This is a genomic window from Massilia sp. 01N417, assembly GCF_056399645.1.
Genome location: NZ_JBFTRS010000021.1, coordinates 53,925 through 75,956, shown reverse-complemented (window position 1 = coordinate 75,956; position 22,032 = coordinate 53,925). Strand labels below are relative to the sequence as shown.

Annotated in this window: 20 protein-coding genes and 1 tRNA gene; 10 read left to right on the top strand and 11 right to left on the bottom strand. The window is 64.1% G+C overall.

What is annotated here, in order from left to right; all coding sequences use genetic code 11:
* The first annotated feature begins 2 nt into the window (after window positions 1–2).
* Both AC1DOQ_RS20855 and AC1DOQ_RS20850 read left to right on the top strand, forming a co-directional pair.
* Entirely contained in the window at window positions 3–2,108 is a 2,106-nt protein-coding gene (locus AC1DOQ_RS20855) for a DUF7024 domain-containing protein (protein WP_477368681.1), read from the top strand.
* Window positions 2,109–2,242: 134 nt separating this feature from the next.
* Complete coding sequence (locus tag AC1DOQ_RS20850; RefSeq protein WP_477368678.1) at window positions 2,243–3,946, top strand: histidine kinase famiy protein; 1,704 nt, start codon at window positions 2,243–2,245, stop codon at window positions 3,944–3,946.
* A gap of 38 nt (window positions 3,947–3,984) precedes the next feature.
* On the opposite strand, the gene AC1DOQ_RS20845 is transcribed toward AC1DOQ_RS20850, so the two are convergent.
* From AC1DOQ_RS20845 to AC1DOQ_RS20835, 3 genes are all read right to left on the bottom strand, one after another.
* Entirely contained in the window at window positions 3,985–5,457 is a 1,473-nt protein-coding gene (locus AC1DOQ_RS20845) for a DEAD/DEAH box helicase (RefSeq protein ID WP_477368676.1), read from the bottom strand.
* A 364-nt stretch (window positions 5,458–5,821) separates the two neighbouring features.
* Window positions 5,822–6,559 carry an anti-sigma factor family protein gene (locus AC1DOQ_RS20840; protein WP_477368672.1) on the bottom strand — a complete coding sequence of 246 codons (738 nt, stop codon included), beginning with the start codon at window positions 6,557–6,559 and terminating at the stop codon, window positions 5,822–5,824.
* Window positions 6,556–7,062, bottom strand: coding sequence for an RNA polymerase sigma factor (locus tag AC1DOQ_RS20835; protein WP_477368669.1), 507 nt, complete (start codon window positions 7,060–7,062; stop codon window positions 6,556–6,558). Before AC1DOQ_RS20835 ends, AC1DOQ_RS20840 begins: the two co-directional genes overlap by 4 nt.
* A gap of 84 nt (window positions 7,063–7,146) precedes the next feature.
* Here AC1DOQ_RS20835 and AC1DOQ_RS20830 point away from each other — a divergent pair, with 84 nt between their 5' ends.
* Together AC1DOQ_RS20830 and AC1DOQ_RS20825 are read left to right on the top strand one after the other, a co-directional pair.
* On the top strand, window positions 7,147–8,436 hold the full coding sequence (locus tag AC1DOQ_RS20830) for a S8 family serine peptidase (RefSeq protein WP_477368666.1): 1,290 nt from the start codon (window positions 7,147–7,149) through the stop codon (window positions 8,434–8,436).
* 111 nt (window positions 8,437–8,547) lie between these two features.
* On the top strand, window positions 8,548–9,660 hold the full coding sequence (locus tag AC1DOQ_RS20825; protein WP_477368663.1) for a hypothetical protein: 1,113 nt from the start codon (window positions 8,548–8,550) through the stop codon (window positions 9,658–9,660).
* Window positions 9,661–9,684: 24 nt separating this feature from the next.
* On the opposite strand, the gene AC1DOQ_RS20820 is transcribed toward AC1DOQ_RS20825, so the two are convergent.
* Entirely contained in the window at window positions 9,685–10,302 is a 618-nt protein-coding gene (locus AC1DOQ_RS20820; RefSeq protein WP_477368660.1) for an LON peptidase substrate-binding domain-containing protein, read from the bottom strand.
* Between the two features lie 42 nt (window positions 10,303–10,344).
* Complete coding sequence (locus AC1DOQ_RS20815) at window positions 10,345–10,821, bottom strand: cupredoxin domain-containing protein (RefSeq protein ID WP_477368657.1); 477 nt, start codon at window positions 10,819–10,821, stop codon at window positions 10,345–10,347.
* Between the two features lie 108 nt (window positions 10,822–10,929).
* Here AC1DOQ_RS20815 and AC1DOQ_RS20810 point away from each other — a divergent pair, with 108 nt between their 5' ends.
* Together AC1DOQ_RS20810 and AC1DOQ_RS20805 are read left to right on the top strand one after the other, a co-directional pair.
* Window positions 10,930–13,206, top strand: coding sequence for a CHASE domain-containing protein (locus AC1DOQ_RS20810; protein ID WP_477368654.1), 2,277 nt, complete (start codon window positions 10,930–10,932; stop codon window positions 13,204–13,206).
* Window positions 13,207–13,219: 13 nt separating this feature from the next.
* Window positions 13,220–13,657 carry a hypothetical protein gene (locus AC1DOQ_RS20805; protein ID WP_477368651.1) on the top strand — a complete coding sequence of 146 codons (438 nt, stop codon included), beginning with the start codon at window positions 13,220–13,222 and terminating at the stop codon, window positions 13,655–13,657.
* An 8-nt stretch (window positions 13,658–13,665) separates the two neighbouring features.
* On the opposite strand, the gene AC1DOQ_RS20800 is transcribed toward AC1DOQ_RS20805, so the two are convergent.
* Together AC1DOQ_RS20800 and lepB are read right to left on the bottom strand one after the other, a co-directional pair.
* Window positions 13,666–14,115, bottom strand: coding sequence for a glycine zipper 2TM domain-containing protein (locus AC1DOQ_RS20800; RefSeq protein ID WP_477368648.1), 450 nt, complete (start codon window positions 14,113–14,115; stop codon window positions 13,666–13,668).
* Window positions 14,116–14,242: 127 nt separating this feature from the next.
* Complete coding sequence (lepB, locus tag AC1DOQ_RS20795) at window positions 14,243–15,172, bottom strand: signal peptidase I (RefSeq protein ID WP_477368645.1); 930 nt, start codon at window positions 15,170–15,172, stop codon at window positions 14,243–14,245.
* Window positions 15,173–15,312: 140 nt separating this feature from the next.
* Between lepB and AC1DOQ_RS20790 the strand changes: the two genes are divergently transcribed.
* Window positions 15,313–15,978, top strand: coding sequence for an endonuclease III domain-containing protein (locus AC1DOQ_RS20790; RefSeq protein WP_477368642.1), 666 nt, complete (start codon window positions 15,313–15,315; stop codon window positions 15,976–15,978).
* Between the two features lie 60 nt (window positions 15,979–16,038).
* Here AC1DOQ_RS20790 and AC1DOQ_RS20785 read toward each other — a convergent pair whose 3' ends face one another.
* Window positions 16,039–16,497 carry a nuclear transport factor 2 family protein gene (locus tag AC1DOQ_RS20785; protein ID WP_477368639.1) on the bottom strand — a complete coding sequence of 153 codons (459 nt, stop codon included), beginning with the start codon at window positions 16,495–16,497 and terminating at the stop codon, window positions 16,039–16,041.
* A 560-nt stretch (window positions 16,498–17,057) separates the two neighbouring features.
* Between AC1DOQ_RS20785 and AC1DOQ_RS20780 the strand changes: the two genes are divergently transcribed.
* Window positions 17,058–18,134 (top strand): hypothetical protein, encoded by a 1,077-nt coding sequence (locus tag AC1DOQ_RS20780; protein ID WP_477368636.1) that lies wholly within the window; start codon window positions 17,058–17,060, stop codon window positions 18,132–18,134.
* On the opposite strand, the gene AC1DOQ_RS20775 is transcribed toward AC1DOQ_RS20780, so the two are convergent.
* Window positions 18,105–18,281: a hypothetical protein gene (locus tag AC1DOQ_RS20775; RefSeq protein WP_477368633.1), complete on the bottom strand. Its 177-nt coding sequence runs from the start codon at window positions 18,279–18,281 to the stop codon at window positions 18,105–18,107. The two genes, AC1DOQ_RS20780 and AC1DOQ_RS20775, sit on opposite strands and share 30 nt — an antisense overlap.
* Window positions 18,282–18,398: 117 nt before the next feature.
* Between AC1DOQ_RS20775 and AC1DOQ_RS20770 the strand changes: the two genes are divergently transcribed.
* Together AC1DOQ_RS20770 and AC1DOQ_RS20765 are read left to right on the top strand one after the other, a co-directional pair.
* Entirely contained in the window at window positions 18,399–18,854 is a 456-nt protein-coding gene (locus AC1DOQ_RS20770; RefSeq protein WP_477368630.1) for a TadE/TadG family type IV pilus assembly protein, read from the top strand.
* Between the two features lie 13 nt (window positions 18,855–18,867).
* The gene (locus AC1DOQ_RS20765; protein ID WP_477368628.1) at window positions 18,868–19,464 is read left to right on the top strand and encodes a TadE family protein; all 597 of its coding nucleotides are present in this window, start codon (window positions 18,868–18,870) and stop codon (window positions 19,462–19,464) included.
* 367 nt (window positions 19,465–19,831) lie between these two features.
* Here the strand turns inward: AC1DOQ_RS20765 and AC1DOQ_RS20760 are convergent.
* Together AC1DOQ_RS20760 and AC1DOQ_RS20755 are read right to left on the bottom strand one after the other, a co-directional pair.
* A tRNA-Ile gene (locus tag AC1DOQ_RS20760) sits at window positions 19,832–19,907 on the bottom strand.
* A gap of 304 nt (window positions 19,908–20,211) precedes the next feature.
* Window positions 20,212–21,807 (bottom strand): AAA family ATPase, encoded by a 1,596-nt coding sequence (locus AC1DOQ_RS20755; RefSeq protein ID WP_477368625.1) that lies wholly within the window; start codon window positions 21,805–21,807, stop codon window positions 20,212–20,214.
* Window positions 21,808–22,032: the final 225 nt, after the last annotated feature.

Here is a 22,032-nt window from a genome sequence, read left to right as displayed (position 1 = left end):
TCATGGACAGATTCCCGACCGCGCCGCCGGCCGCCACGGCCCCGCTCCACCGCCGCCTGCTCCCGGCCGCCGGCCTGCTGGCCCTGTGCTGCGCCGTCTTCGTCTGGCTGCTGCTGCGCAACCAGGGCCTGAATCCGGCGATCTTTTCCGACGAGTGGTACTACAGCAAGATGTCGCGCCTGCAGCCGCTCGCCGACGCCATCGTGCCCTCGTATCTCTACCTCTGGCTGTTCCGCGCCACCAATGCCTGCGGCAACGGCTTCCTCGATTGCGTGCGCATCGGCAACGAGCTGTTCTTCGTCGCCGCGGCGCCCTTCATCTACGCGGTGACGCGCCGGGTGGCATCCAGGCCGCTGGCACTGCTGGTCGCCACGGTGGCGCTGCTGACGCCCCTCAACATCTACACCTCCTTCTTCATGCCGGAGGCAACGTATTACTTCGGCTTCGCCGTGCTGAGCTGGGTGGTCCTCGCCTGGCGCGACCGCGATACGCCCGGCAACGCGGCGCTGCAGGGCCTGGCGGCGGGCGCCGTGCTCGGCCTGATGAGCCTGGTAAAAGTGCATGCCCTGTTCCTGCTGCCGGCGCTCTGCCTCTACCTCGCCGCCGCCGGCTGGCCGGCGGGCCGGGCGCGCTGGCTGGCCAGGGGCGCGCTGGCCGCGCTGCTGGCCGCGGCCATGACCTTGGCGATCAAGTTCGGCCTCGGCTATCTGTTCGCCGGCAACGAAGCCCTGAGCGTGTTCGGCAGCTTCTATACCGGCACCGCCAACGCGCACGCGCGCCGGCCGCTGCCCGAGCTGCTGCGGGCGGCATGGACCAGCGGATCCGGCCACCTGATGGCGCTCACGGTGTTGCTGGCGCTGCCGCTGGCCCTGCTCATCCAGGCCGTGGCCAGCCGCAAGACCCGCCTGCAAGCCAGCCCTTCGCTCCTGCAGCTCCAGCTGTACGCCCTGCTGATGCTGGGCGCAGCGGCCGGCATGACGGTGATGTTCACCGCGTCGATCTCGGACGTCGCCCCGACCGAAGTGCTGCGCCTGCACCTGCGCTACTACAGCTTCGTGTTCCCGCTGCTGCTGGCGGTCGCCGCCGCCGCCGTCGGCGCGCCCCGCGCGGAGGCGCCGCCCGCGCGTGCCTGGCCGGTGGCCCTGCTGCTGGCTGGCGTGCTCGCCTGCGCCGTCTGGAAGCTGCCGGGCTATGCCACCAATGCCGTCGACGGCCCGGAGATCCACGCGGTCGGCATCGACCGCCTGCCCGGCCGCATCGCGGTCGGCATCGAACTGCTGGTGCTCCTGCTGTGGGCGCGCGGCAGCCGCCTGGCCGCGCCGCTGTTCCTGTTCGTCGCCGTGCCCTGGATGACGGTGCAGGGCGTGCTCGGTACCGGCGCCTATCTGCGCAACATCGATCCGAATTCGCTGCCGGATGCGGCCGGCAAGTTCGCCCATCATTATGTGCCGGCGGCGGAGCGCAACCAGATCACGGTGGTCGGCAACGACGTCCTGCAGGTGATGCGCGCCCAATTCCATGTCGACGCCCCGGACACCGGCATGGTCGACCTGCCGCCGGATACCCCTCTGCAGCCTTACCATATGCCTCTGCGCAACAAATGGCTGCTGGTGATCGGCCACCATCCGCTGCCGCCCGGCGTGCAGCCGGAGGTCGCCACGGCCGGCTACACGCTGGCGCGGATGGACACGCGCCGCCGGGTGATCGGCGTCACCCGTTTCAAGCAGCCGCTTCCCTCCGGCCCGGTGGAGGCCGCCGAGGGCCTGTCCCACCTCGAGTCCTGGGGACGCTGGTCGGAAGCCAAGCGCATCGTGCTGCATTTTTCCCGGCCCTTGCCCGAACACGTCAACGTCGTGATCAAGGCCCAGGCCTTCGGCCCGAACACCGGCCTGCCGTTCACGATGCGCATCGGCGGCGAAGAACAGAGCTTCCGCGTCCACGACCTGCCCCAGGACGTGACCTTGCGCTTCAGCACCGACGGCAGGCAGCGCAGCCTGGAAATCGAGGTCCCGAAGCCGACCGCGCCGCACGACGTCAGCCCTTCGATCGACACCCGACTGCTGGGCCTGGGCCTGACCGACATCGAGATTTCGACGCCCGACGCCTAGTGCCGGCAAAGCGCCGCGTGGGTGCGTCGGCTAACAGTGGGTGCCGCCCGGCTTCTCTAGAATTGCCATGGTCAATGTATTAACGGCCGGGCGCCTTGTCTCCACAACGCCATGGCGACCACAAGGACTCTGCGATGACGACCGGAAGCAGCAAGGAAGAAGGGCTGGAGAAACCACTCGACCGGCAGGGCGGCCAGAGCGTCGGCGTGCCGGCCGAGGGCGAAGTCGAAGGCAATGCCTACAGCCCGCTCGGCACCGCCGGCGTCAAGCACTGGCAGGCGACCTACATCACCGAGGACGGCATACAGGACCGCGGCAACATCTTCTTTGCCGCCGTCGAGATGACGCGCATGCCGATGGTCGTCACCGATCCGCGCCAGACCGACAATCCGATCGTGTTCGCCAACGGCGCCTTCTTCGACCTTACCGGCTACACGAATGAGGAAACGGTGGGCCGCAACTGCCGCTTCCTGCAGGGCCCGCAGACCGATCGCGGCACCGTGGAAGAGGTGCGCAACGCGCTCCGGGAAGAGCGCGCGGTCGCGGTCGACATCCTGAACTACAAGAAGGATGGCAAGGCATTCTGGAACGCCCTGTTCATCGGACCGATCTTCGACCAGGACGGCAAGCTGCTGTACTTCTTCGCCTCCCAGATGGACATCACCGAGCGCCGCACCACGCAGGAAGCCTATCTGCAGGCGCAGAAGATGGAAGCGATCGGCCAGCTGACGGCCGGCATGGCCCACGACTTCAACAACCTGCTGCAGGTCATCAACGGCAACCTCGAAGTCGCCATGATCAGCCTCGACCGCCCGGACGTGGCGCGTGCGCAGCTCGGACGCGCCCAGCGCGCCGCCATGCGCGCCGGTAAGCTGACCCAGCAGCTATTGACCTTCGCGCGCAAGCAGCGCCTCGAACCGAAGCCGGTCAACATCAACAACCTGGTGGTGGACTTCTCCGAAATGCTGGTACGCACCCTGGGCGGCAAGATCGAGCTGCGCCTCGACCTGCGTCCGGGGCTGCCGATCTGCATGCTGGACCCGACCCACCTCGAAATGGCCCTGCTCAACGTCCTGATCAATGCGCGGGACGCCATGCCGGACGGCGGCGAGGTCACGGTCGCCACCGCGATCGTGCGCGGCGAGGACCGCCTGAAAGTGCATGGCCTGCCGCATGGCACCTATATTTCCCTGTGCGTGATCGACCACGGCCCCGGCATGGCGCCCGAGGTACTGCGCCGCGCGACCGAGCCCTTCTTCACCACCAAGGGTCCCGGCACCGGGCTCGGCCTGGCCATGGTGCACGGCTTCGTCCAGCAGTCGCACGGCCGCCTCGAGATCGACAGCCATCCCGGCGAAGGCACCAAGGTCACGATGATCTTCCCGATCGCCGACAGTGCCGGCGGCCGCGCCGACGCCGCGGCGGGAACGGGCCATGCCGCCGCCGCGGACCAGGCCGCGGCCGCCCATAGCAAGCCCTGCGTGCTGGTGGTCGAGGACAACGACGACGTGCGCGAGCTGGCCGAGCAGGTATTGGGAATGGAAGGCTATGCGCTGCAGTCGGCGGGCAGCGGCGAACAGGCAATGCACCTGCTGCGTGAAGGCGCCAGGGTGGACCTGCTGTTCACGGACGTGATCATGCCGGGCGGGATGAATGGACTGGAACTGGTCGAACAGGCCCGCGCCCTGCGCCCGGGCCTGCCGGTGCTGGTCACGACCGGCTACATGGACGAACTGCCGCCAGGCGGGCGCGGCGGCGGACTGGATATCCTGGCGAAGCCTTACCGGCAGAATGATTTACTGGAGCGGGTCAGGAAGGCGCTGGAGCGCGACCGTTGAACCGTCATTCCGGGCATTGCCCGAAATGACGGCTTCTCTTACTGCTTCGGCAACCCACCCAACAAAGCCGCCAGCTTCTGCTTCGGCTTGGCCGAAGTCACCGACACCGCTTCGACCGGATCCTTGCGTGGAGCGGCTGCGGGCTCGTAGGGCTTGAGGAACCACGGATCGATCTTCTCGCGGCGCGGGGCGCCCGGGCCGCGCGGGCCGCGTTCGCTGCGCTCGGGGCGCTCGCCACGGTCGCTGCGCTCGAAGCTGCGGCCATCGCTCTCGCGGCGGCCGCCGCGAGCCGCGCGTTCGCCGAAGCGCTCGCCGCTGCTCGAACGGCCCGGCGCGAAGCCGCTCAGTTCGCCGCGCGTGATGGTCTGCTTGATCAGCTTTTCGATGTCGACCAGCAGGCGCTCGTCCTTGTCCGAGTAGACCGACAGCGCATCGCCGGTGGCGCCGGCGCGGCCGGTGCGGCCGATGCGGTGCACGTAGTCCTCGGCGTTGTACGGCAGGTCGTAGTTGATCACGCAAGGCAGGTCGGTGATGTCGAGGCCGCGCGCGGCGACGTCGGTGGCGACCAGCACGTCGATCTCGCCCTTCTTGAAGGCGTCGAGCGCGGCGATGCGTTCCTGCTGAGTCTTGTCGCCGTGGATGGCCGAGGCCTTGATGCCGGCCTGCTCCAGGTAGCGCGCCAGGCGCGAGGCGCCGATCTTGGTGTTCGAGAACACCAGCACCTGCTTCAGGTCGCGCGAGCGGATCAGGTGCTCGACGACGTCGCGCTTCTGCTCTTCCGCCACCTTGTACAGCACCTGGGTGATCGAGGTATTCGTGGCATTGCTGCGCGCGACCTCGATGGTCAGCGGATCGGTCAGAAAACTGGCAGCCAGCTTCTTGATCTCGGGCGAGAAGGTGGCCGAGAACATCAGGTTCTGGCGCTTCTTCGGCAGCAGGTTGATGATGCGCTGCAGGTCGGGCAGGAAGCCCATGTCGAGCATGCGGTCGGCTTCGTCCATCACCAGCATCTGCACCTGGGCCAGGCTGATGTTCTTCTGTTCGACGTGGTCGAGCAGGCGGCCCGGGGTCGCGATCACGATCTCGACGCCTTTGCGCAGGATCTCGGTCTGCGGCTTCATGTCCATGCCGCCGAAGACGACGGTGGAGCGCAGCGGCGTGTGCTGGGCGTAGGCCTTGACGTTCTCGGCAACCTGGATCGCCAGTTCGCGGGTCGGGGTCAGGACCAGCGCACGCACGGCGTGACGCGCCGGCGACATGCTGGTATTCGCATGCGGCAGCAGGTTCTGGATGATGGGCAGCGAGAAGCTCGCGGTCTTGCCGGTGCCGGTCTGGGCTGCGCCCATGACGTCGCGGCCCTGCAGGACGACAGGAATGGCCTGGGCCTGGATCGGGGTCGGGTGGACATAGCCCTGGTCCGACAGCGCGCGCTGGATCTCAGGCGCCAGACCGAAATCGGCGAAGCGCACGGTCGGCGCGCCGCCAGCATCATTGGTGGTCGTTTCAGACATTTCTTCTTTCGGGCGTTAACAATTGCGCTCTACGCCGGGCTGCGACCTGGCATGGCCAACGCGGGAAACTCCGGGGTGACGGGACGCGCCTGGTACGGCGGTGGCGGCTTGGACGGACGTAGAGATACTAAACCGCGCTCAATTTACCTCAAATCCACCCCTCTGTATATGAAATCCTGTACTTTTGGCCCCGGATTAGGGCGCATTTGCGCAAGTTTCCCTTTACATTCCTATACCAGGCTTTACCTTTTCAACCCTCCTCCACTAGAGCTTGCGTTCGATAATCGATGCAATGCATTAACAGAGGACATGACATGGTGGCAAGCATCAGCAGCAACGGCAGCGTCGGCATCGAAGCCTGATATCAGCGGCGCTGCCAGCCGTGTTCGCGCGCCGCGCGCTCGGCGGCGGCATCGAGCGACGCGCCGGCGATCCGCTGGTCGATCGCATCCAGCACCGCGGCCGGCATGTCGCTGCCGGCCTGGCGGTAGCCGGCCTGTTCCGGCGCCTGGTCCTGCGCCAGCACCGGAATCCGCCAGCTTCCGTCCTCCCGGCACGCCAGTCCGGCAGTCGTCCCCAGCTTGAAGCTGCGGCAGTATTCGCCTTCTTTCGTCCGGAAGCTGAGGCCCAGGCGCAGCTGTCCCGCCGGTGCATCCGACGCCAGGCGCTGCGACAGGGCATCCGCCAGCTCGCCGCGGGCCAGGAGTTCGCCGCCCTGCTGGACGATGGGCGATGCCCCGCCGCTGCGCAGCTGTTGCCAGCCCAGCGCCCCGGCCAGTACCCCGGCCGCCAGCGAGGCCGCGATCGCCCCCCACTTGGGCCAGGCCCAGCGCGCCGGCAGCGGACGCGCGTTCGCCTGCGCCAGCACGTCCACGCGCACGGGGCTGCGTGGCGCGAGCGCAGCCGGTTGCAGGCGCTCGGGCACCGGCTCGTCGAGCACGCCGGCAAACGCGGCAAAGACATCGGCGCGCAAGGCCCGATGCCGCTCGACCGCCGCCGCCACCCGGGGATCGTCGCGCATGGCCTGCTCGACGCGCGCGCGCTGCTCCGGCGCCAGTTCGCCGTCGGCATAGGCCATCAGGGTTTCGTCATCAACATTCATGTCGGTTTCCTTGCCCGGTCGGACAACAGTTCCTGCAGGGCTTCCCGGGCGCGGGCCAGCCGGCTGGTCAGGGTGCCGATCGGTATATCCAGAACTTCCGCCGCTTCCTTGTACGGCAAGCCATCGACCAGCACCAGGCCGATGACCATCCGGTGATCGTCGGACAGCAGGCTCATCGCCTTCTCGACGGCCATCCGCTGCTGGTGCGCGGCCGCGTAATCGTCACCCACGTGTTCGCCTTCCTCTTCCGGTGCGAACAACTCGCTGCGGCGCGCACGCGAACGGACTTCGTCGATCCAGGCATTCTTCACGATACGAAACATCCAGCTGTCCAGGCGCGTGCCCGGCTGCCATTGCTCGGCGCGGGTCAGCGCGCGCTCGACCGCAATCTGCACCAGGTCGTCCGCGTCTTCACGGTGGAAGGTAATGGAACGCGCGAACCGGCGCAGGCGCGGCAACAGCGCGGCGATGTCGTTTTGCAGGTCGGCGCTCATGGTCTTCATGATAGAACGGTTCAGGCAGGGATTTTCTTCCCTGCCCCGTTCGTTTTATTTTTCAGGACAACTCATGCATATTATCATCGGCCCATGAAGCCTATCTATCTTCTGCTCGCAAGCTGCATCGTTTGCAATGCCGCCTCCGCACAACTGCGCCTGCCGTCACTGGGGCTGCCGCCCGGCCTTGGCCAGCTCGACCAGCTGCGCGCGCCGGTGCAGCGGCTCGCCGACCGCGTCGATCTTCCCGACCTGCGCGCGCTGCGCCTCGACACGGTCGGCAAGCTGCTGCGCGAGCATCCCGACGTGCTGGAAGCCGATCCGCATGGGGAGCCGGCGGTCCGGGCACAGATCCTGGCGTGGTCGCCTTCCGCGGCCGGTCTCGAGGCGGCGCGCCAGGCGGGCTTGCAAGTGCTGGGCGAAGAGCGTTTCGAAGAACTCGGGCAAAGCCTCGTCGTGCTGGGCGTGCCGGCGGGGAGCGCCACCGCGGCACTGCTGGAACGCCTGCGCGCGCTCGACCCCGAAGGGCACTACGACTTCAACCACGTCTATACAGGCAGCGGCGCGGCGCCCGCGGCGGAGATTCCGCGCGCGGCCATGCCGTCCTCCACCGCCGGCAGCCCGGCAAGCGAGGTCCGGGTCGGGCTGGTCGACAGCGGCATCGATACCGGCCACCGCGCCTTGCGCGATGCCAGGATCCGCCCCTGGGGCTGCGATGGCGTGGCGCATCCCGATGCGCATGGCACGGCCGTGGCCGCGCTGATAATCGGGCGCGACGAGCGCTTCCGCGGGGCCGTGGCCGGCGCCCAGCTGTTCGCCGCGGACATCTATTGCGCCAGCCCCAGCGGCGGCTCGGCGGGACAGATCGCGGCGGCGCTCGGGTGGCTGGCGCGCGAGCAGGTCGGCGTGATCAACCTGAGCCTGGTCGGCCCGCCCAACCAGGCGCTTGAGCGCATGGTGGCGGCGATGGTCGCGCGCGGACACCTGCTGGTCGCCGCGGTCGGCAACGACGGTCCGGCCGCGCCGCCGCTCTACCCGGCCAGCTATCCGGGCGTGGTCGGGGTGACGGGAGTCGACCGCCGCGGCCGGCCGCTGCCGGAAGCGGCGCGCGGTCCGCAGGTGCTGTTCGCGGCGCCCGGCAACAACATGGCCAGCGCCAGCCCGGGCGAACCGCCTTACCGTCCGGTGCGCGGCACCTCGTTTGCGGCGCCCATCGTCGCCGGACTGCTGGCGCCGGCACTGCCCCGGCCGGACCGCCGGAAGGCGCGCGATGCCGTCACCGCGCTCGCGCACCTGGCCGGCGACGGCACGACCGTCAGCAATACCATCGGCTACGGCATCGTCGGCGCCGACTTGCGCACCGATCCGGCGCAGCTGCGCTAGCGGCAAAAAATTTTTTGGATTTTTTTTGGGAGCGATGGAATAAACGGCTGAGCAGCATCGTTTTCCTGATAACGGCGGCGGACAGTCCGCGCCAACTCAAGGAGAACAGACATGCATACCAAAACGATCGCCCGCCACATCGCCCTCATCGCTTCCATCGGCTTTGCCGCCTCGGCGCACGCCCAACTGCTCGGCGGCGGCCACCTCGGCGGTTCGATCGGCGGCATGCTGGGCGGTGGCGGACAGTTCGGCTCCATGGGCGTGCCGGTCACGCGCGTCGACAGCCTGGCGGAAGCGCGCCGCGCCGTCCGCGCGCCGGATACCGACAGCGTGCGCAACGGCGCCGCGCTTGATGGGAGTGCATCGGGCAATACCTCGGGCAAGGCGGCCGGCAACGCCGGCGCCGGCGCACTCGGCAAGAGCGTCGCCGGCGAAGCGTCCGGCGCCCTGGGCGGCGCGGTCTCCACGGCTGCCGGCCAGAACGCCACCGCGGCACCGGCCGCGGGCAGCACCCTGCCCGCCAGGGCGATCGCCGGCGAAGCTTCCGGGACCTTGTCCGGCAGCGCCGCGGCGGCACTGAACCAGACCGCTTCGGCCGCCGCGGGCGCGGGCAATCCGGCGGCGGTGCCGCAGCCCGGCGTGCCGGCGGCGCCCAGGCTTCCGGCCATGCCTGCCATGCCTGCCGTCTCCGCCGCATCCGCCGCACAGGACGCACACCAGGGCGGCGCAAGCCTCGGCAGCCTGTCGTCCGCTGCCGGCAAGGCGCAGGCCGGCCAGCTCGCCGCCATGGGACACGGCAGCCAGGACGGCAACGGCGACGTGGCGCTCGGCGGCCATGGAGCGGGTGCCGCGAAGAACGCCGCCGCCCAGGGCGCGAAAACCCAGCTGGCCGCCACCCGCGGCTACGGCGCCGCCAGCACCGCGAACGCGAAACAAACCTTCCATGCCGCTCACCAGGGCACGACCAGCGGCAGCAAGCAGGCGCAGGCGCCGGCAAGCGGCACCGGCGCTACGCACAGCGGCGGCGCCAAGCATGCGCCTGGCCTGGTCAGCGGCGGCAACGGCAGCGCAAACGGAAACGGAAACGGAAACGGCAGCGGCAGCGGCAGCGGCAGCGGCAGCGGCAGCGTGGCCGGCAATGGCGGCGCGGGCAAGGGTGGCGCCGTGAACGCCAGCCTGTCGATCGGGGGCAGCGCTTCGGCGAACGCCGGCGCCGGGCAGTAAGCGGGAAGGCCCGGCCAGGCCGGTTCAGGACGTGATCAGGCCGTGCTCGTCGAGCACGTCGTGCAGCAGCTCGAGCCGGATCATCGGATTGTCCAGCATCAGCATGTTCTGCTTCTGCTGGTTCGGCAGCGGCAGCAATTCGCACCAGCGGTTGGCGACCCAGCCGCAGTCGTCCAGACGGAACGGCGGCTGCACCGGCCAGCGGCTTTGCGGCACGTCGTGCAGCGAGGCCAGCACGCGGTCGAGGGCGTCGGCCGCGCCCTTCAGGTCGGACGGGATGCGCACCGCGTGGTCGTCGTCCAGCAGCTCGGCCTCGGCCATCCACAGGCCGTTGCTGCGGCGCTCGCTGGAGAGCAGCTGGAAGCGCGAGCCGCCGCGGCATACCACCTGCAGCAGGCCCGGGGTCGAGGCCGTGGTGTCCTGCACCGACGCCAGCGTACCCGAGGCCACGAAGCGTTCCAGTCCTTCCGGCGTGCGCACCTCCTGGCCCTGGGTCAGCAGCACGACGCCGAAGGGCGCATCCTCCGTCAGGCAATGGCTGATCATGTCGAGGTAGCGGACCTCGAAGATCTGCAGCGGCAGCACGCCATCCGGAAACAGGACCGTGCTGAGCGGGAACAGCGGTAAGGAGATCGTGGCCATGCGCGCATCATGACAGATTCGCTTCGCGGGACGGAGCACGATTCAATCGTCCGGACCTCGCAAGGGAAGATCGCGGACGGCGTCGAGCAGGGCCGCCAGGCGCCAGCGCAGGCGGGCCCAGCCGGGGTCCGGCTGGGGCAGCACTTTCACCGTCACCTTCGAGGCCGGCGCGACGTCGCAGGCGAAGGGATAGTCGCCGGCCTGCTCGAACGGCAGGCGCACCTCGTGGCCCGGCAGCACCAGCACCTGGCCGAACACGTGCGGCGCGAGGTCGCGGTTACGCAGCAGCAGGACGTCGCGCACGCCCAGCGTCAGGCGCAGCTCCGCGGGCACCAGCACGGGGCCGGCCTGGCCGCGCAGGACCGCCGCCCCGTGCGGAAATTCCAGCAGGCGTTCGCGCGTCGGATAATGCAGCGGCGCCAGCGCGGCCCACAGCAGCACGGCGAACAGGACCGCGGCCAGGGCCCACTGCAGGCGGCGCGGCAGGCTGGCATGGGAGAGGAAGGGCAAGGCAGGCATGGGCGTCGTCGAATGGTGCCGACATTGTAGCCGGAGCAACATCGGCACGCCATCGGCGGCCACTGTTGTGCGCCTTGCCACAGCATGGGCGGGTATTCTCTTGCCACCATGCCGCTTTTCGATCAGTCAACCAATGCAGCCTCGCCGCGCAGCCCGGCTTCCGTCCCGCTGCTCCTGGCCGCGCTGGTCTTCCTGGCGGCGCTGATCGTCACCTATGTGGTGGCCGGCAATGTCGAACACAGCGCCGAGAACGAACTCGAGGCCACCTTCAACTACCGCGCCCGCGACCTCACCGCCAGCGTGGTGCGCCGCATGGCGGTCTACGAACAGGTGCTGCAGGGCACGCGCGGTTTCCTGCGCGGCTCGGTCGACGTCAGCCAGCGCGATTTCGCCGACTACTACACCATCCTCAGGCTCAACGAACGCTTTCCCGGCATCGAGGCGCTGGGCATCGCCGCCATCATTCCGCCGGCCCGGCTCGAGGCCCACGTCGCCGCCATGCGCGCCGCCGGCTTCACGGACTACGAGGTCAAGCCGCCCGGGCCGCGTCCGCTGTACACCTCCGTCACCCACATCCAGCCCTTCGAAGGCCGCAACCTGCGTGCCTTCGGCTACGACATGTTCAGCGAGCCGGTGCGTCGCGCGGCGATGGAGGCGGCGCGCGACAGCGGCGCGGCGGTCGCCACCGGCCGCGTCACGCTGGTGCAGGAGGGCGCGAACAGCGCGCAGCCGGGCTTCCTGATGTACGTGGCGGTCTACCGCCGCGGCGAGCCGCGCGCAACCCTGGAAGAACGGCGCGCCGCCATCGCCGGCTGGGTCTATGCGCCCTTCCGCATGAGCGACCTGATGCGCGGCCTGGGCGGCGAGCATGCGAGCGACCTCGACGTCGATATCTACGACGGCCGGCAAGCCGTCGACACCGCCCTGCTCTACCGCTCGCCGGGCGCGCGGCCCGCGCAAGCGCGCGCGATGTTCACCCACACCGACGTGGTCGATACCGCCGGCCGCACCTGGACCCTGGCGATCCGCTCCGCGCCGCGGCTCGAAGCCACCCTCGACAAGCGCCCCACGGCGGCGATCACGGCGACCGGCATCGGCCTCGGCCTGCTGCTCAGCCTCGTGGTGTGGCTGCTGGCGACCGAGCGCCGCCGCGCCCTGCAGCTGGCCGGCGGCATGACGCTCGAACTGCGCGAATCGCGCGACCGCATCGATGCCGACCGCCGGCGCGTCCGCCTGATCCTGCAGAACGCCTACGACGCCTTCCTCGCGGTGGGACCGGACGGCCGCGTCACCGACTGGAATGCCCAGGCCAGCAAGCTGTTCGGCTGGAGCGAAGAAGAAGCGCTCGGCCGCGAAGCCCTCGAGCTGATCACGGCGCCCGAGTGGCGCGAGCGCTGGCGCGCCCATTTTGCCGCCTTCACCGCGCGCGGCGAATGCGCGCTGCTGGCCGGCCCCACCGAGATCACGCTGGCGGACCGCCACGGCCGCAGCTTCCCGGTCGAGATCGCGGTGACCGCCCTGCCCTCGGGCGGCGGCTTCGGCGCGATCGCCTTCGTGCGCGACATCCGGCCACGCAAGGAGCAGGAGGAACGCGAGCGCGAGCGCCAGCAGCGCCTGGTCGATGCGCGCGCGGCGCTGCAGCGCTCGCAGAAGCTGGAGGCAGTGGGCAAGCTCACCGGCGGCGTCGCCCACGACTTCAACAACATCCTCCACATCATCAGCGCCAACGTGCAGCTCATGATGCGCAACGAGGAGAGCAGCCGCAAGCGCCTGCTCGGCATCATGGACGCGGTCGAACGCGGAAAGAAGCTGACCGCGCAGCTGCTGGCCTTCGCCCGCCGCCAGCCGCTGCACCCGAGCGTGGTCGCCCCGGCGCAGCTGATCGACCGCATGGACAGCCTGCTGCACCGCGCGGCCGGCGACGCCATCGAAATCCGCTTCGACATCTCGCCCGAATTATGGAACACCCTGGTCGATCCGAACCAGCTCGAGAACGTGCTGCTCAACCTGGTGATCAATGCGCGCGACGCCATGAACAACCAGGGCCGCATCACGATCACCCTCGACAACATCCGTGTCGAGGAAGGCAGCGCGCTGGCCGTCAACAACATCCGGCCGGGCGAGTACGTGAGGATCGCCGTCGCCGACACCGGCAGCGGCATGCCGCCGGACGTGATGGAACGCGCCTTCGAGCCCTTCTTCACCACCAAGCCCGAGGGCAAGGGCACCGGCCTGGGACTGTCGATGGCGCACGGCTTCGTCAAGCAGAGCGGCGGCCATATCCGCCTCGCCAGCGTGCCGGACCAGGGCACCACGGTCACCGTCTTCCTGCCGCGCGCGCTGCAGGACAAGCCGGACCCGCTGTACATCCCGACCCCGCACTGAAAGGAAGGAAGCGATGCGCCCCAACAGCCCGATCCCTGCGGACGGCGGCTTCGACCACACGCTGACCACGATGGCGCTGCTGCAGGACTACGGCAGCGTGATGGCGCTGGACGGCGAGGCCCACCGCAGCACCTGGGTCCTGCTGGACCTGTACGGCACCGACATGCATCCGGCCATCTGGGGCGACCCCGGCGTGTTCCGGCCCGAGCGCTTCGAGCGCCACGAGAGCAGCGGTTTCGACCTGGTGCCGCAAGGGGGAGGAGGTCACTACGCAGGCCACCGCTGCCCCGGCGAGGCGGCCACGGTCGACCTGCTGAAATCGGCGGCGAAGCTGTTCGCCACCGAGATTGTTTACGAAGTACCGCCCCAGGACCTGACGATCGATCTGGGGCGGATTCCGACCCTGCCGGCCTGCGGCATGGTCATCGGGAAGGCAAGGCCGCGAGCCTAGCCGCGGACTCAGTCGCGGATCAGGCGGTTCTGCTGCACGCGCACGCGGTCGCCGTTGCCGAAGCGCGGACGGCCCTGCTCGGTGAAGGTGCGGTAGCCGCCGGCGGCCATCTTGACGCGGACGTCGGTGTAGGTGACCTTGTTCATGTTGCGCTCGACGCGGTTGCCGGCATAGGCGCCGCCGACGGCACCGGCGATGGTGGCCAGGGTGCGGCCATTGCCGCTGCCGACCTGGTTGCCCAGCAGGCCGCCGACCACGGCGCCGCCGCCGGCACCGAGGCCGCTGCCACGCTCGGCCGCGCGTTCATAAGTATGGGTCGAGACCACGGTGCCGCAGTTATGGCATTGCGCGGAAGAGTGATGGTTCGGTGCGGCCTGGGCGGCCAGCGGCGCTGCGCCGGCAGCGGCGAAAGCGGCGATCATGGCCAGGCGGGTGCCGAATGCAGAGATGTTTTTCATGATGTTCCCCTTTTTGTATGTTGTGTTACGCATGGGCACAGATTAACGGCGGCGGGCTGTTCCGAAAAGAGCAAAACAGTATCAAATGCAAGCGGTTGTAACCGGGCCATTACCTGACCGGCATCATTCATTCGGCCGGATAGATGCCCACTACCTTGCCGATCACCTGGTCGGCGCGCAGGAAACCGAAGTAGCGGCTGTCCTGGCTGAGGTCGCGATGGTCGCCCAGCACGAACAGATGACCGGGCGGCACCGTGCAATGCAGGGCGTCGCGCGAAAAATCGCAGCGCTCGCGCATGGCAAAATTCAGCGGCGCCTCCAGCGGCGCCGGCCCCGCCTTCTGCACCAGGGTGTCGAACACCGCGCCGTCCAGCCGCTCGCGCATCCGCAGGTAGTCCACCTGGGCCCCCTGGCCGCCGGCGCCGCGGTAAGCACCCAGTTCGGCGATGCGGGTATCGCGGCCATTCACCCACAGGCGGCCGTCGCGCAGCAGGATGTCGTCGTTGCCGACGCCGGCGACGCGCTTGAAGCCGATCTGCTTGCGCTTGAGCGGGTCGTCGAACACCACCAGGTCGCCGCGCGCGACCGGTGTCGACGCCGGCAGGCGGCCCAGCAGCATGGTGTTGACGCTCAGGTGGCCATAGCCGAGCTTGCGTACCAGCAGGCGGTCGCCGCGGCCGGCGGTCGGCAGCATCGCGCTCGAGGGCACCAGGAAGGGTTCGTAGAAGAACAGGCGCGAGACATACACGCAGCCCGCCATCGCCAGCGCCACCCCGAGCATGCCGTACCAGCGGCTGGTCCAGTGCGGCTCGCGCGCGGCGCCGGACCGCGCCTGGCGCCAGGCCAGCACGGCGGCGCCCACCCAGCACGCGATCTCGGCGAGGCTGGCGGCCAGCGAGACTGCGCCGCCGGTCACGTAGGCCAGCATGCGGCAGCCGAGAGGAAGGACGAAGAACAGGAGCGCGAGCTTCAGGCGGCGCGCGTACAGCAAGCCGAGCGGGCTGAAAAAGAGGCTGAGGATGGCCGCGATCCAGGGCCTGGGATATTGGGTCGGCATGTGCAGGAGTGTATGCGAAATGCATGACGAGGTCGGCACTGTTGGGGCTGGCCGTGCCACCGTTAGATGCGCAACGGATCGAGCGCAGCATCAGGCTTAAGCTGGCGCCATCTGGCGTTGCCGACGGGAGGTTCGGGCTCATGGAAAAACTGGCATTCGATGTCGGCGTCGCATTCGAACGCATCGAAGAGGCGGTACGGCCCTGGCCGAAGGCGGCGCTGTTCCAGCTGGCCGAGGAAGGCTATACCTCGGTCTTCGAGCAGCTGCTGGCCTGCATGATCTCGATCCGCACCTACGACGAGGTGACCCTGCCGGTATCGCGCAAGCTGTTCGCGCAGGCCCGCACGCCTGCGGAGGTTTGCCGCTTGTCCTGGGAAGAACTGGACGCCTTGATCAGTCCCAGCACCTTTCACGAGCGCAAGGCGCAGCAGATCCTGGCCATCGCGCGCGAAGTGGACGAACAATTCGGCGGCATCCTGCCCGGCGACCGCGAGGTGCTGCTGTCCTTTGCCGGTGTCGGCCCCAAGTGCGCGAACCTGGTGCTGGGCGTGGCCTGCGGCACGCCAGTGATCAGCGTCGACATCCACGTGCACCGGGTAACCGGGCGCTGGGGCTATGTTTCCGCCTCGACGTCGGAGAAGACTTTATTGGCGCTTGAAAAGAAGCTGCCTCAGGAATACTGGATCGACATCAACCGCCTGCTGGTGCCGTTCGGGAAGCACATCTGCACCGGGAATCGCCCGCATTGTTCGACCTGCCCTGTGCTGGACATGTGCCGGCAGGTAGGGGTGACCGAGCATCGGTAGCGTCGGCAAGACGAGGCGGCCACGCCCGGAGGCGCGGCCGCATGTACGGAAGAATGACGGTTAATGGACAGCCGGACGCGTTGCGCCCTTGCCGGCAGCGGCGCCGGTAGCGGTACCCCGCGGCTGGAAGGCCAGTGCGGCCTTGTTGGTATCGCTGTATTCCTTGAAGCTCGCGATCTTGCCGCCGGCAATGTTGAAGACGTGGCACCACTCATCGCTGTACTCGGCGCCGGTTGACCTGACGGTAAAGGTGGCGTGGCCGAGCACGACCACCTGGTCGCCCTGCCCGATGAAGCGGTCCGGCTTGAATTCGCGCGGCTCCTGGCACTCGGCCAGGATGCGGAAGAAGTCGGACACCTGGGCCAGGCCGTGGCGTTTGCCGGTGAACGGGATGCCTTCCACTTCCGGAAGTTCCCATTCGATGTCCTGCGCAAGCAGTCCCAGCAACGTCTGGATGTCGCCCTTGTCGTAGGCGGCGTACGCCTGTTTGAGCAGGCTGATGTTTGCTTGCTCGCTCATGATCCCCTCCATGGATGTCGGATGATCGGACTTTCAGTATCGGTTTTTTGGAGGGGAATGCAATGGTGGGCGGGTAATTCGGGGACGGGAAACTGTGTTCAGCCTGCCGCAGGCAAGGACGTGGATACTGGAAATGCCTGATGAGTCTGCCTGTACGACCTTGAGCGTATCGACCGCCGGCATGTCCCTCCTCCGGTACCGCCGTCATCGAAGGGCCTTCGAACAGAGAATCCGTCGCCTGGACAGGGAAGCCTCGGCTTCGACACGAAGAATGCTTGCTGGCTCGCACTTCTCCTAGTGGCGGGCGGCATCCTTGGGGGACTCATACTATTGGGCTCAACCTTTCTCCCTTTCTCGCGCGTGCCTTCCTATCAACCGTAACAAACCTTGTACTTTTCCCGCTGCCCCAAGTGACCGACTCTCCCGAGCTTGTTTAGCCGCAATCGTGAAGCCGGACGATTTATTAGAATCGTTCAGCTAGCCAATATTTCCTTAGATATGACGTAGAGAATTGATGAGGAAACCCATGGGACCTAAGCGGCTTAGCGAAAGCCGCAGCCTTGGCCGCGGCCCAGGAATTAAACGGCACAAGCCAAGGAATCATTTCAGCCCAACAAAAAGCGGAGGAAATTGCAAAGAGTTTCAAGTATCAATATGGTATTCCCGTTCCGTGGGACAATGCCGCGCTCAAATTCTCAACCACGCCGGACCGGGCTGGAGCTTGGAAGTCCGCATCGGAAATCACTAATCCATCGCAGTACTATTTCGCCAGAGTAGACACGTCCGTGCTGGGATCAGCGGTTGGCACGGTGAAGACCATATTTATGGCGGCTTTCTCGGACAGCTTGCGCACCGTGAAGGTCAACGAAATTGCGGTGGCAGGACGAGCAAGCATCAATATAGTTCCAATTGCAATCTGTGCAATGTCCGAAGATGCTGTCGCCGAGCGGACGAATACTGGCCTTGCCGCGACCGAGCTTGTGCAATATGGTTTCCGCCGCGGCGTCAGTTATGACCTCATGCAACTGAATCCGAAAGCGACCGACCCGGCTCGCTTCGTAATCAACCCGGTGGTTGCGCCGGACATGTCGAGCTCGTCATTTGATGTTTCCATCATGGGGCCGTTCATGTGCGCTGGCACGATGTGGATACCCCGTGTGACTGACGGCTCTCTTCACGTTACCTCGCTCCTTCCGACATCGCCGCTCGAATCCCTCTACAAACAACTCAATTCGCGATTCGATGACTACACCGGCAACCTTTGCAGTCCTAGCAATGCACCGCCCGATACCAACATCAAGGCGTACCCATACGACACGGCGGGCGGTGCGCCATGGATGGTACCCGCGACTGGATCTCTTTCGGCAAAGCGTACAACTGAACGCGGTCGGCTTGAAACGGTGGCGGACATTCCGTCCCCGGGCAGTACCCTCCCAGGCTTGACGGCTGGCTCATATGGTCCCTTATGGGCCTATGCCAAGGCCGTGAAGTACAGTTCCACCGAACCAAACACCGGTTATGCGCCTTTTGCCACTACCGATTGGGAGAAACTATATGCGACAGGCTTGTCCGCGACCGGTTACCCCGGCTGCACAGAACGGAACGCCTTACAACCCTGTCGGCGTTTCTTTCCCTAACACTATCGCCTCGACAACTAATACAGCACGGAAAGAATTCGCGGCATCTTCCAGGCGCGTAATCAACATTCCGCTACTTTCCTGCGAAACCGTCCCATCCGGCTCCAATGTATTGGCGACCGTAAAGGGAATAGGCAGGTTCTTCATGACTGTTCCAGCCACCAAGGACAAACTCATCGCCGAATTCGCCGGAACAGCCCCTGAAAATTCACTCGTTGGTATTGTGGAGCTTTACCCGTGAACCCATCAATTCACAGGACCAGATTGGGCAAACGCAAGCGCCAAGACGGTTCCGCCGCGGTCGAATTTGTGCTCGTACTACCCATCCTTTTCATCACCCTTGTACCCCTGATTCTGTACGCGCGTTATATGTGGCACTACACGGTCGCGCAAAAAGCCGCGCAGGACGCTGCGCGCTATATGTCAAGCGTGTCCCAAGCTGAAATGAAATCAAAAAAACTTGCTGGATATGCCAAGAATATCGCTATTGAGATTGCGAGAAGAGAAGTTGCTGAGCTGAGCCCTGGAGAAGAAATTTATGACGCTGACATACAGTGCACCACCAGCAGCGGCACCCATACCTGCGGCAGTACGACTTCAATACCGACCAGCGTCAATGTTTTTATCAATTTCAAGATCTTCGACACCGTCTTTGGCAGTTACCTGCCCTTCGACATGATCGTCGAATCGAATGTGACAATGCGCTATGTCGGAAAATAATCGATCGAAAGGGATGCGTCACCGTCCCCATATCCGGCAACAGGGTTCTGCGGTTCTCGAGTTTGTCCTGCTTGCGGGGGTCTTCTTCACGCTCGTGTTTGGCATCATCGAGGTTGCCCGGCTCATGTATATCTACAACACACTCCAGGAAGTTACGCGTCGTGCCGCAGCGGCTGCGGTCAACGTGTACCCCCGCGACACGGCCGCGATCAAGAAAGTGAAAGTGGACGCGGTATTCCGCAACTCCCCCGGTGAACTCCCGCTGGCGCCGCCTATCAAGGATGACAATATTCGGATCGAGTATTTGGCACTTAAGCGAGCGAGCTCAAGCAACGAGTTGAGCTTGGCGGACATTGACGTAGGCTCATTACCCACCTGTGCTGCCCAGAATCGGCAGATTTGCATGCGTGATACAAACGCCGATAACTGCATTCGTTTCGTCCAGGTGCGTATTTGCGATACGTCGGATACCACAAATTGCAACCCAGTGGTTTCGAAGATGCTCCTACCGCTGGTTGACCTGCGCGTTCCTCTTCACAGGGCCACCACCATTGTGCCAGCGGAGTCGCTTGGTTACAGCATGGGCATGTCGCCGTGCCCTCTACCTTGACCTCACCTGAAGACAGGTGATTTGCGTCATGCCTTTCTAGGCAAATTCAATTAAGCCAGCCCCGTCTCAACATCAATGCCTGCTGGCTTATAAGATGATTGCCCTCTTCTACAAATCCAAGGTACAGGAGGAAGTAGAACTCCGAATGCCTGGTTAAATGATGCGTAACCCCGAGCACAGATTGAGCTATTCCTGGCCATCGAGGTCCCGCGGCGGTACGCACATCTGGCGCCGGCCCATATGGCCAGGAACGCGGCCGTGATCGATTCCCTGCTGCACGTCAAAACCACGTCATAGTGCCATTTGCAGGGTCAACAAAAAAGGGGCTACGGAACACCGTAACCCCGTGATTCTAATGTTGAAATGGTGGTAGGCCTCCCCGGAGTCGAACCGGGCACCAACGGATTATGAGTGCTTTCGCTTGCTTTGCAAGCTCGCATCCTCCGCTGCTCTTTCCCTTTCAGATCAACAGTTTACGCATACTAGGAGGTCAGCGCAACTCATCCCGAACGCGTCTCTCTTGAGCACCGATTGAGCACCGATTGAGCAGCGATTGAGCACAACCTTGCCTCCCACCCCGGGGGGAATACCCCCTTCGTAGAGTGCATTCCGCTTTCAAAATATCTCAGCAAAATTATGATATTTGGAGCCTTCGCAATCGTTTCAAGGGAAATTAAGTAAGACAACGATCATGTATCGCATAGCCGTCTGGACGATATATCTTCTTCACCCGCGCCAGCAAACTCGTTACTTACCGAATATATCTTTCTTAAGCTCCAAATAAACACTCATGCCAGGCTTGATTAGAGGTGCCAATGTATTACGCGCAAACGCATTCCGATCATTGCCTACCTGTGTCAACCCTAGAATTCGTTTAGTTTCAGTGTAGATTTTTCCTGCCGCAGACTTGATATCATCCGGAGCATTTTTACGATCTACACTTTCGCTTATGGCCTGTTGTTTTGCCGCCAAAATTGCACTAGATTGGCTAGGCTGCCCCACTGAATTACATAACGTGACCAAAACTTCATCATCAAATAAATATGCTTCTATATGACGACGCCCAAGGACCGTTATCCCATTCTGCCTGTAATTTGCGACATCAGCTGGAGCATGATCATCCAAATCAATTAATCTTCTTACGCTCATTCCAACCGCGACTTTTGGCAACGCAGTAGCGAGACCCATAAAATCACCAGATACTTGGCTAGCACTACCAGCCGATATAAATGTTACATCTGGGAACTCCTCTGCGAAGATCGTGGAATAGATACGTGCGTCATACTCTACATTTTTCCCTTGAACAGGACCGTCAGGATTTCCCTCGCATATAACTACTTCACGCGGAGCAACAAGTGTTGCGAGGTCGTCTAACGCTACGTGTAACACGCTTTCCCAGAATGCCCGACTAGGTTTTGTAGGAGTGATTACTGTATGATTGTCAAAATCGTGTCCACTGAAGTCCAAGAAAGCTACTGAGCTAGGATCTTGATTATATAACTCTCTTGCCTTCCTCATCATTCCAATAGAGTGGGAAGCTATCCAAAGTTGAGATTTTTCAGGAATCAAGTTAAGCAACTCTTGAAGTACAGCTCCTTGGACCTTTGTATTCATATGCGTCTCGGGCTCGTCGATGCAATAAATAGCCTCTGAATAACTCTTACGCTTTACTACAATATCTAGGATTAGGTCAAACGCCGCCTTTTCCCCACCAGAGAGGTTACGATAATCGAAATTCTTGATAGCACCCTTCTCAAACTGGAAAGATCCTTGAGATAGAGGATTACCTACTCCTGTGAAAATTAGTCCCGGAAATAATCGACTAATTGGCTCACGTACCTCACCGATAATTTTGTCACGGTAGTTCCCAATGGTAGTTGAAGCCTGTTCATTTACAAATACATCCTCTAGAGCCTGTGATGCAATTCGGCCATAGTTGAGAGCTACGGTCGCATCCGTTTGGATGAGTTTTTGAAGAGGCAAATTATCTAAGATTGGTCCTTGCCGAGCAAGAGAACTGACTTCAAACTCGGCATCATATCGATATGCGGTGCGAACATATACATCGCCACGACTAAAAGATTTCCCCTCATGGTTCTCGACATTAACCATATTAATAGGATTTATATGCAGCACTGTTTCACGGGTAAAGTACTTGCTATCGTTTGCCCATCCAAGCTGTGCATGATAGCGATAACCCATCAGTAGAGCATCGAAGAGTGAAGACTTACCCGATCCGTTAGGCCCTGCAAGCACTACCAACTTAGCAGTCTGTGGAATGTCTTTAATTTCCGTATTAGCGAAACGACGAAAATTAGTCAGCTTTATACTTCGAACGCGCACGTTGACCCCTATGAACATTAAGACCACAGTGTATGCATGAAGTTTTCCAGTTTGCAAGTAAAATTATACAAAAATTGTCTGCAAGTGCCCCTTGGAAGCATGTGGTCCACAATCGCGGTTCGGGTCCTAAATAGTAGCTATAGCGTGTGAAGCATGACTTCGAGCTCATTCCTGACTAGCTCATCACTTAAAAGGTGAGCTGCTATAAATTTAGCGTTGCTATTG

Excerpts from the sequence above, each read along its gene's own strand:
- AC1DOQ_RS20800 (WP_477368648.1), bottom strand. The coding sequence starts at position 14,115 with ATGAAAAACATCTCTGCATTCGGCACCCGCCTGGCCATGATCGCCGCT.
- AC1DOQ_RS20825 (WP_477368663.1), top strand. The coding sequence starts at position 8,548 with ATGCATACCAAAACGATCGCCCGCCACATCGCCCTCATCGCTTCCATC.
- AC1DOQ_RS20810 (WP_477368654.1), top strand. The coding sequence starts at position 10,930 with ATGCCGCTTTTCGATCAGTCAACCAATGCAGCCTCGCCGCGCAGCCCG.
- lepB (WP_477368645.1), bottom strand. The coding sequence starts at position 15,172 with ATGCCGACCCAATATCCCAGGCCCTGGATCGCGGCCATCCTCAGCCTC.
- AC1DOQ_RS20790 (WP_477368642.1), top strand. The coding sequence starts at position 15,313 with ATGGAAAAACTGGCATTCGATGTCGGCGTCGCATTCGAACGCATCGAA.
- AC1DOQ_RS20855 (WP_477368681.1), top strand. The coding sequence starts at position 3 with ATGGACAGATTCCCGACCGCGCCGCCGGCCGCCACGGCCCCGCTCCAC.
- AC1DOQ_RS20765 (WP_477368628.1), top strand. The coding sequence starts at position 18,868 with ATGCGTCACCGTCCCCATATCCGGCAACAGGGTTCTGCGGTTCTCGAG.
- AC1DOQ_RS20805 (WP_477368651.1), top strand. The coding sequence starts at position 13,220 with ATGCGCCCCAACAGCCCGATCCCTGCGGACGGCGGCTTCGACCACACG.
- AC1DOQ_RS20830 (WP_477368666.1), top strand. The coding sequence starts at position 7,147 with ATGAAGCCTATCTATCTTCTGCTCGCAAGCTGCATCGTTTGCAATGCC.
- AC1DOQ_RS20775 (WP_477368633.1), bottom strand. The coding sequence starts at position 18,281 with ATGAAGAACCTGCCTATTCCCTTTACGGTCGCCAATACATTGGAGCCG.
- AC1DOQ_RS20820 (WP_477368660.1), bottom strand. The coding sequence starts at position 10,302 with ATGGCCACGATCTCCTTACCGCTGTTCCCGCTCAGCACGGTCCTGTTT.
- AC1DOQ_RS20850 (WP_477368678.1), top strand. The coding sequence starts at position 2,243 with ATGACGACCGGAAGCAGCAAGGAAGAAGGGCTGGAGAAACCACTCGAC.
- AC1DOQ_RS20785 (WP_477368639.1), bottom strand. The coding sequence starts at position 16,497 with ATGAGCGAGCAAGCAAACATCAGCCTGCTCAAACAGGCGTACGCCGCC.
- AC1DOQ_RS20845 (WP_477368676.1), bottom strand. The coding sequence starts at position 5,457 with ATGTCTGAAACGACCACCAATGATGCTGGCGGCGCGCCGACCGTGCGC.
- AC1DOQ_RS20835 (WP_477368669.1), bottom strand. The coding sequence starts at position 7,062 with ATGAAGACCATGAGCGCCGACCTGCAAAACGACATCGCCGCGCTGTTG.
- AC1DOQ_RS20815 (WP_477368657.1), bottom strand. The coding sequence starts at position 10,821 with ATGCCTGCCTTGCCCTTCCTCTCCCATGCCAGCCTGCCGCGCCGCCTG.
- AC1DOQ_RS20840 (WP_477368672.1), bottom strand. The coding sequence starts at position 6,559 with ATGAATGTTGATGACGAAACCCTGATGGCCTATGCCGACGGCGAACTG.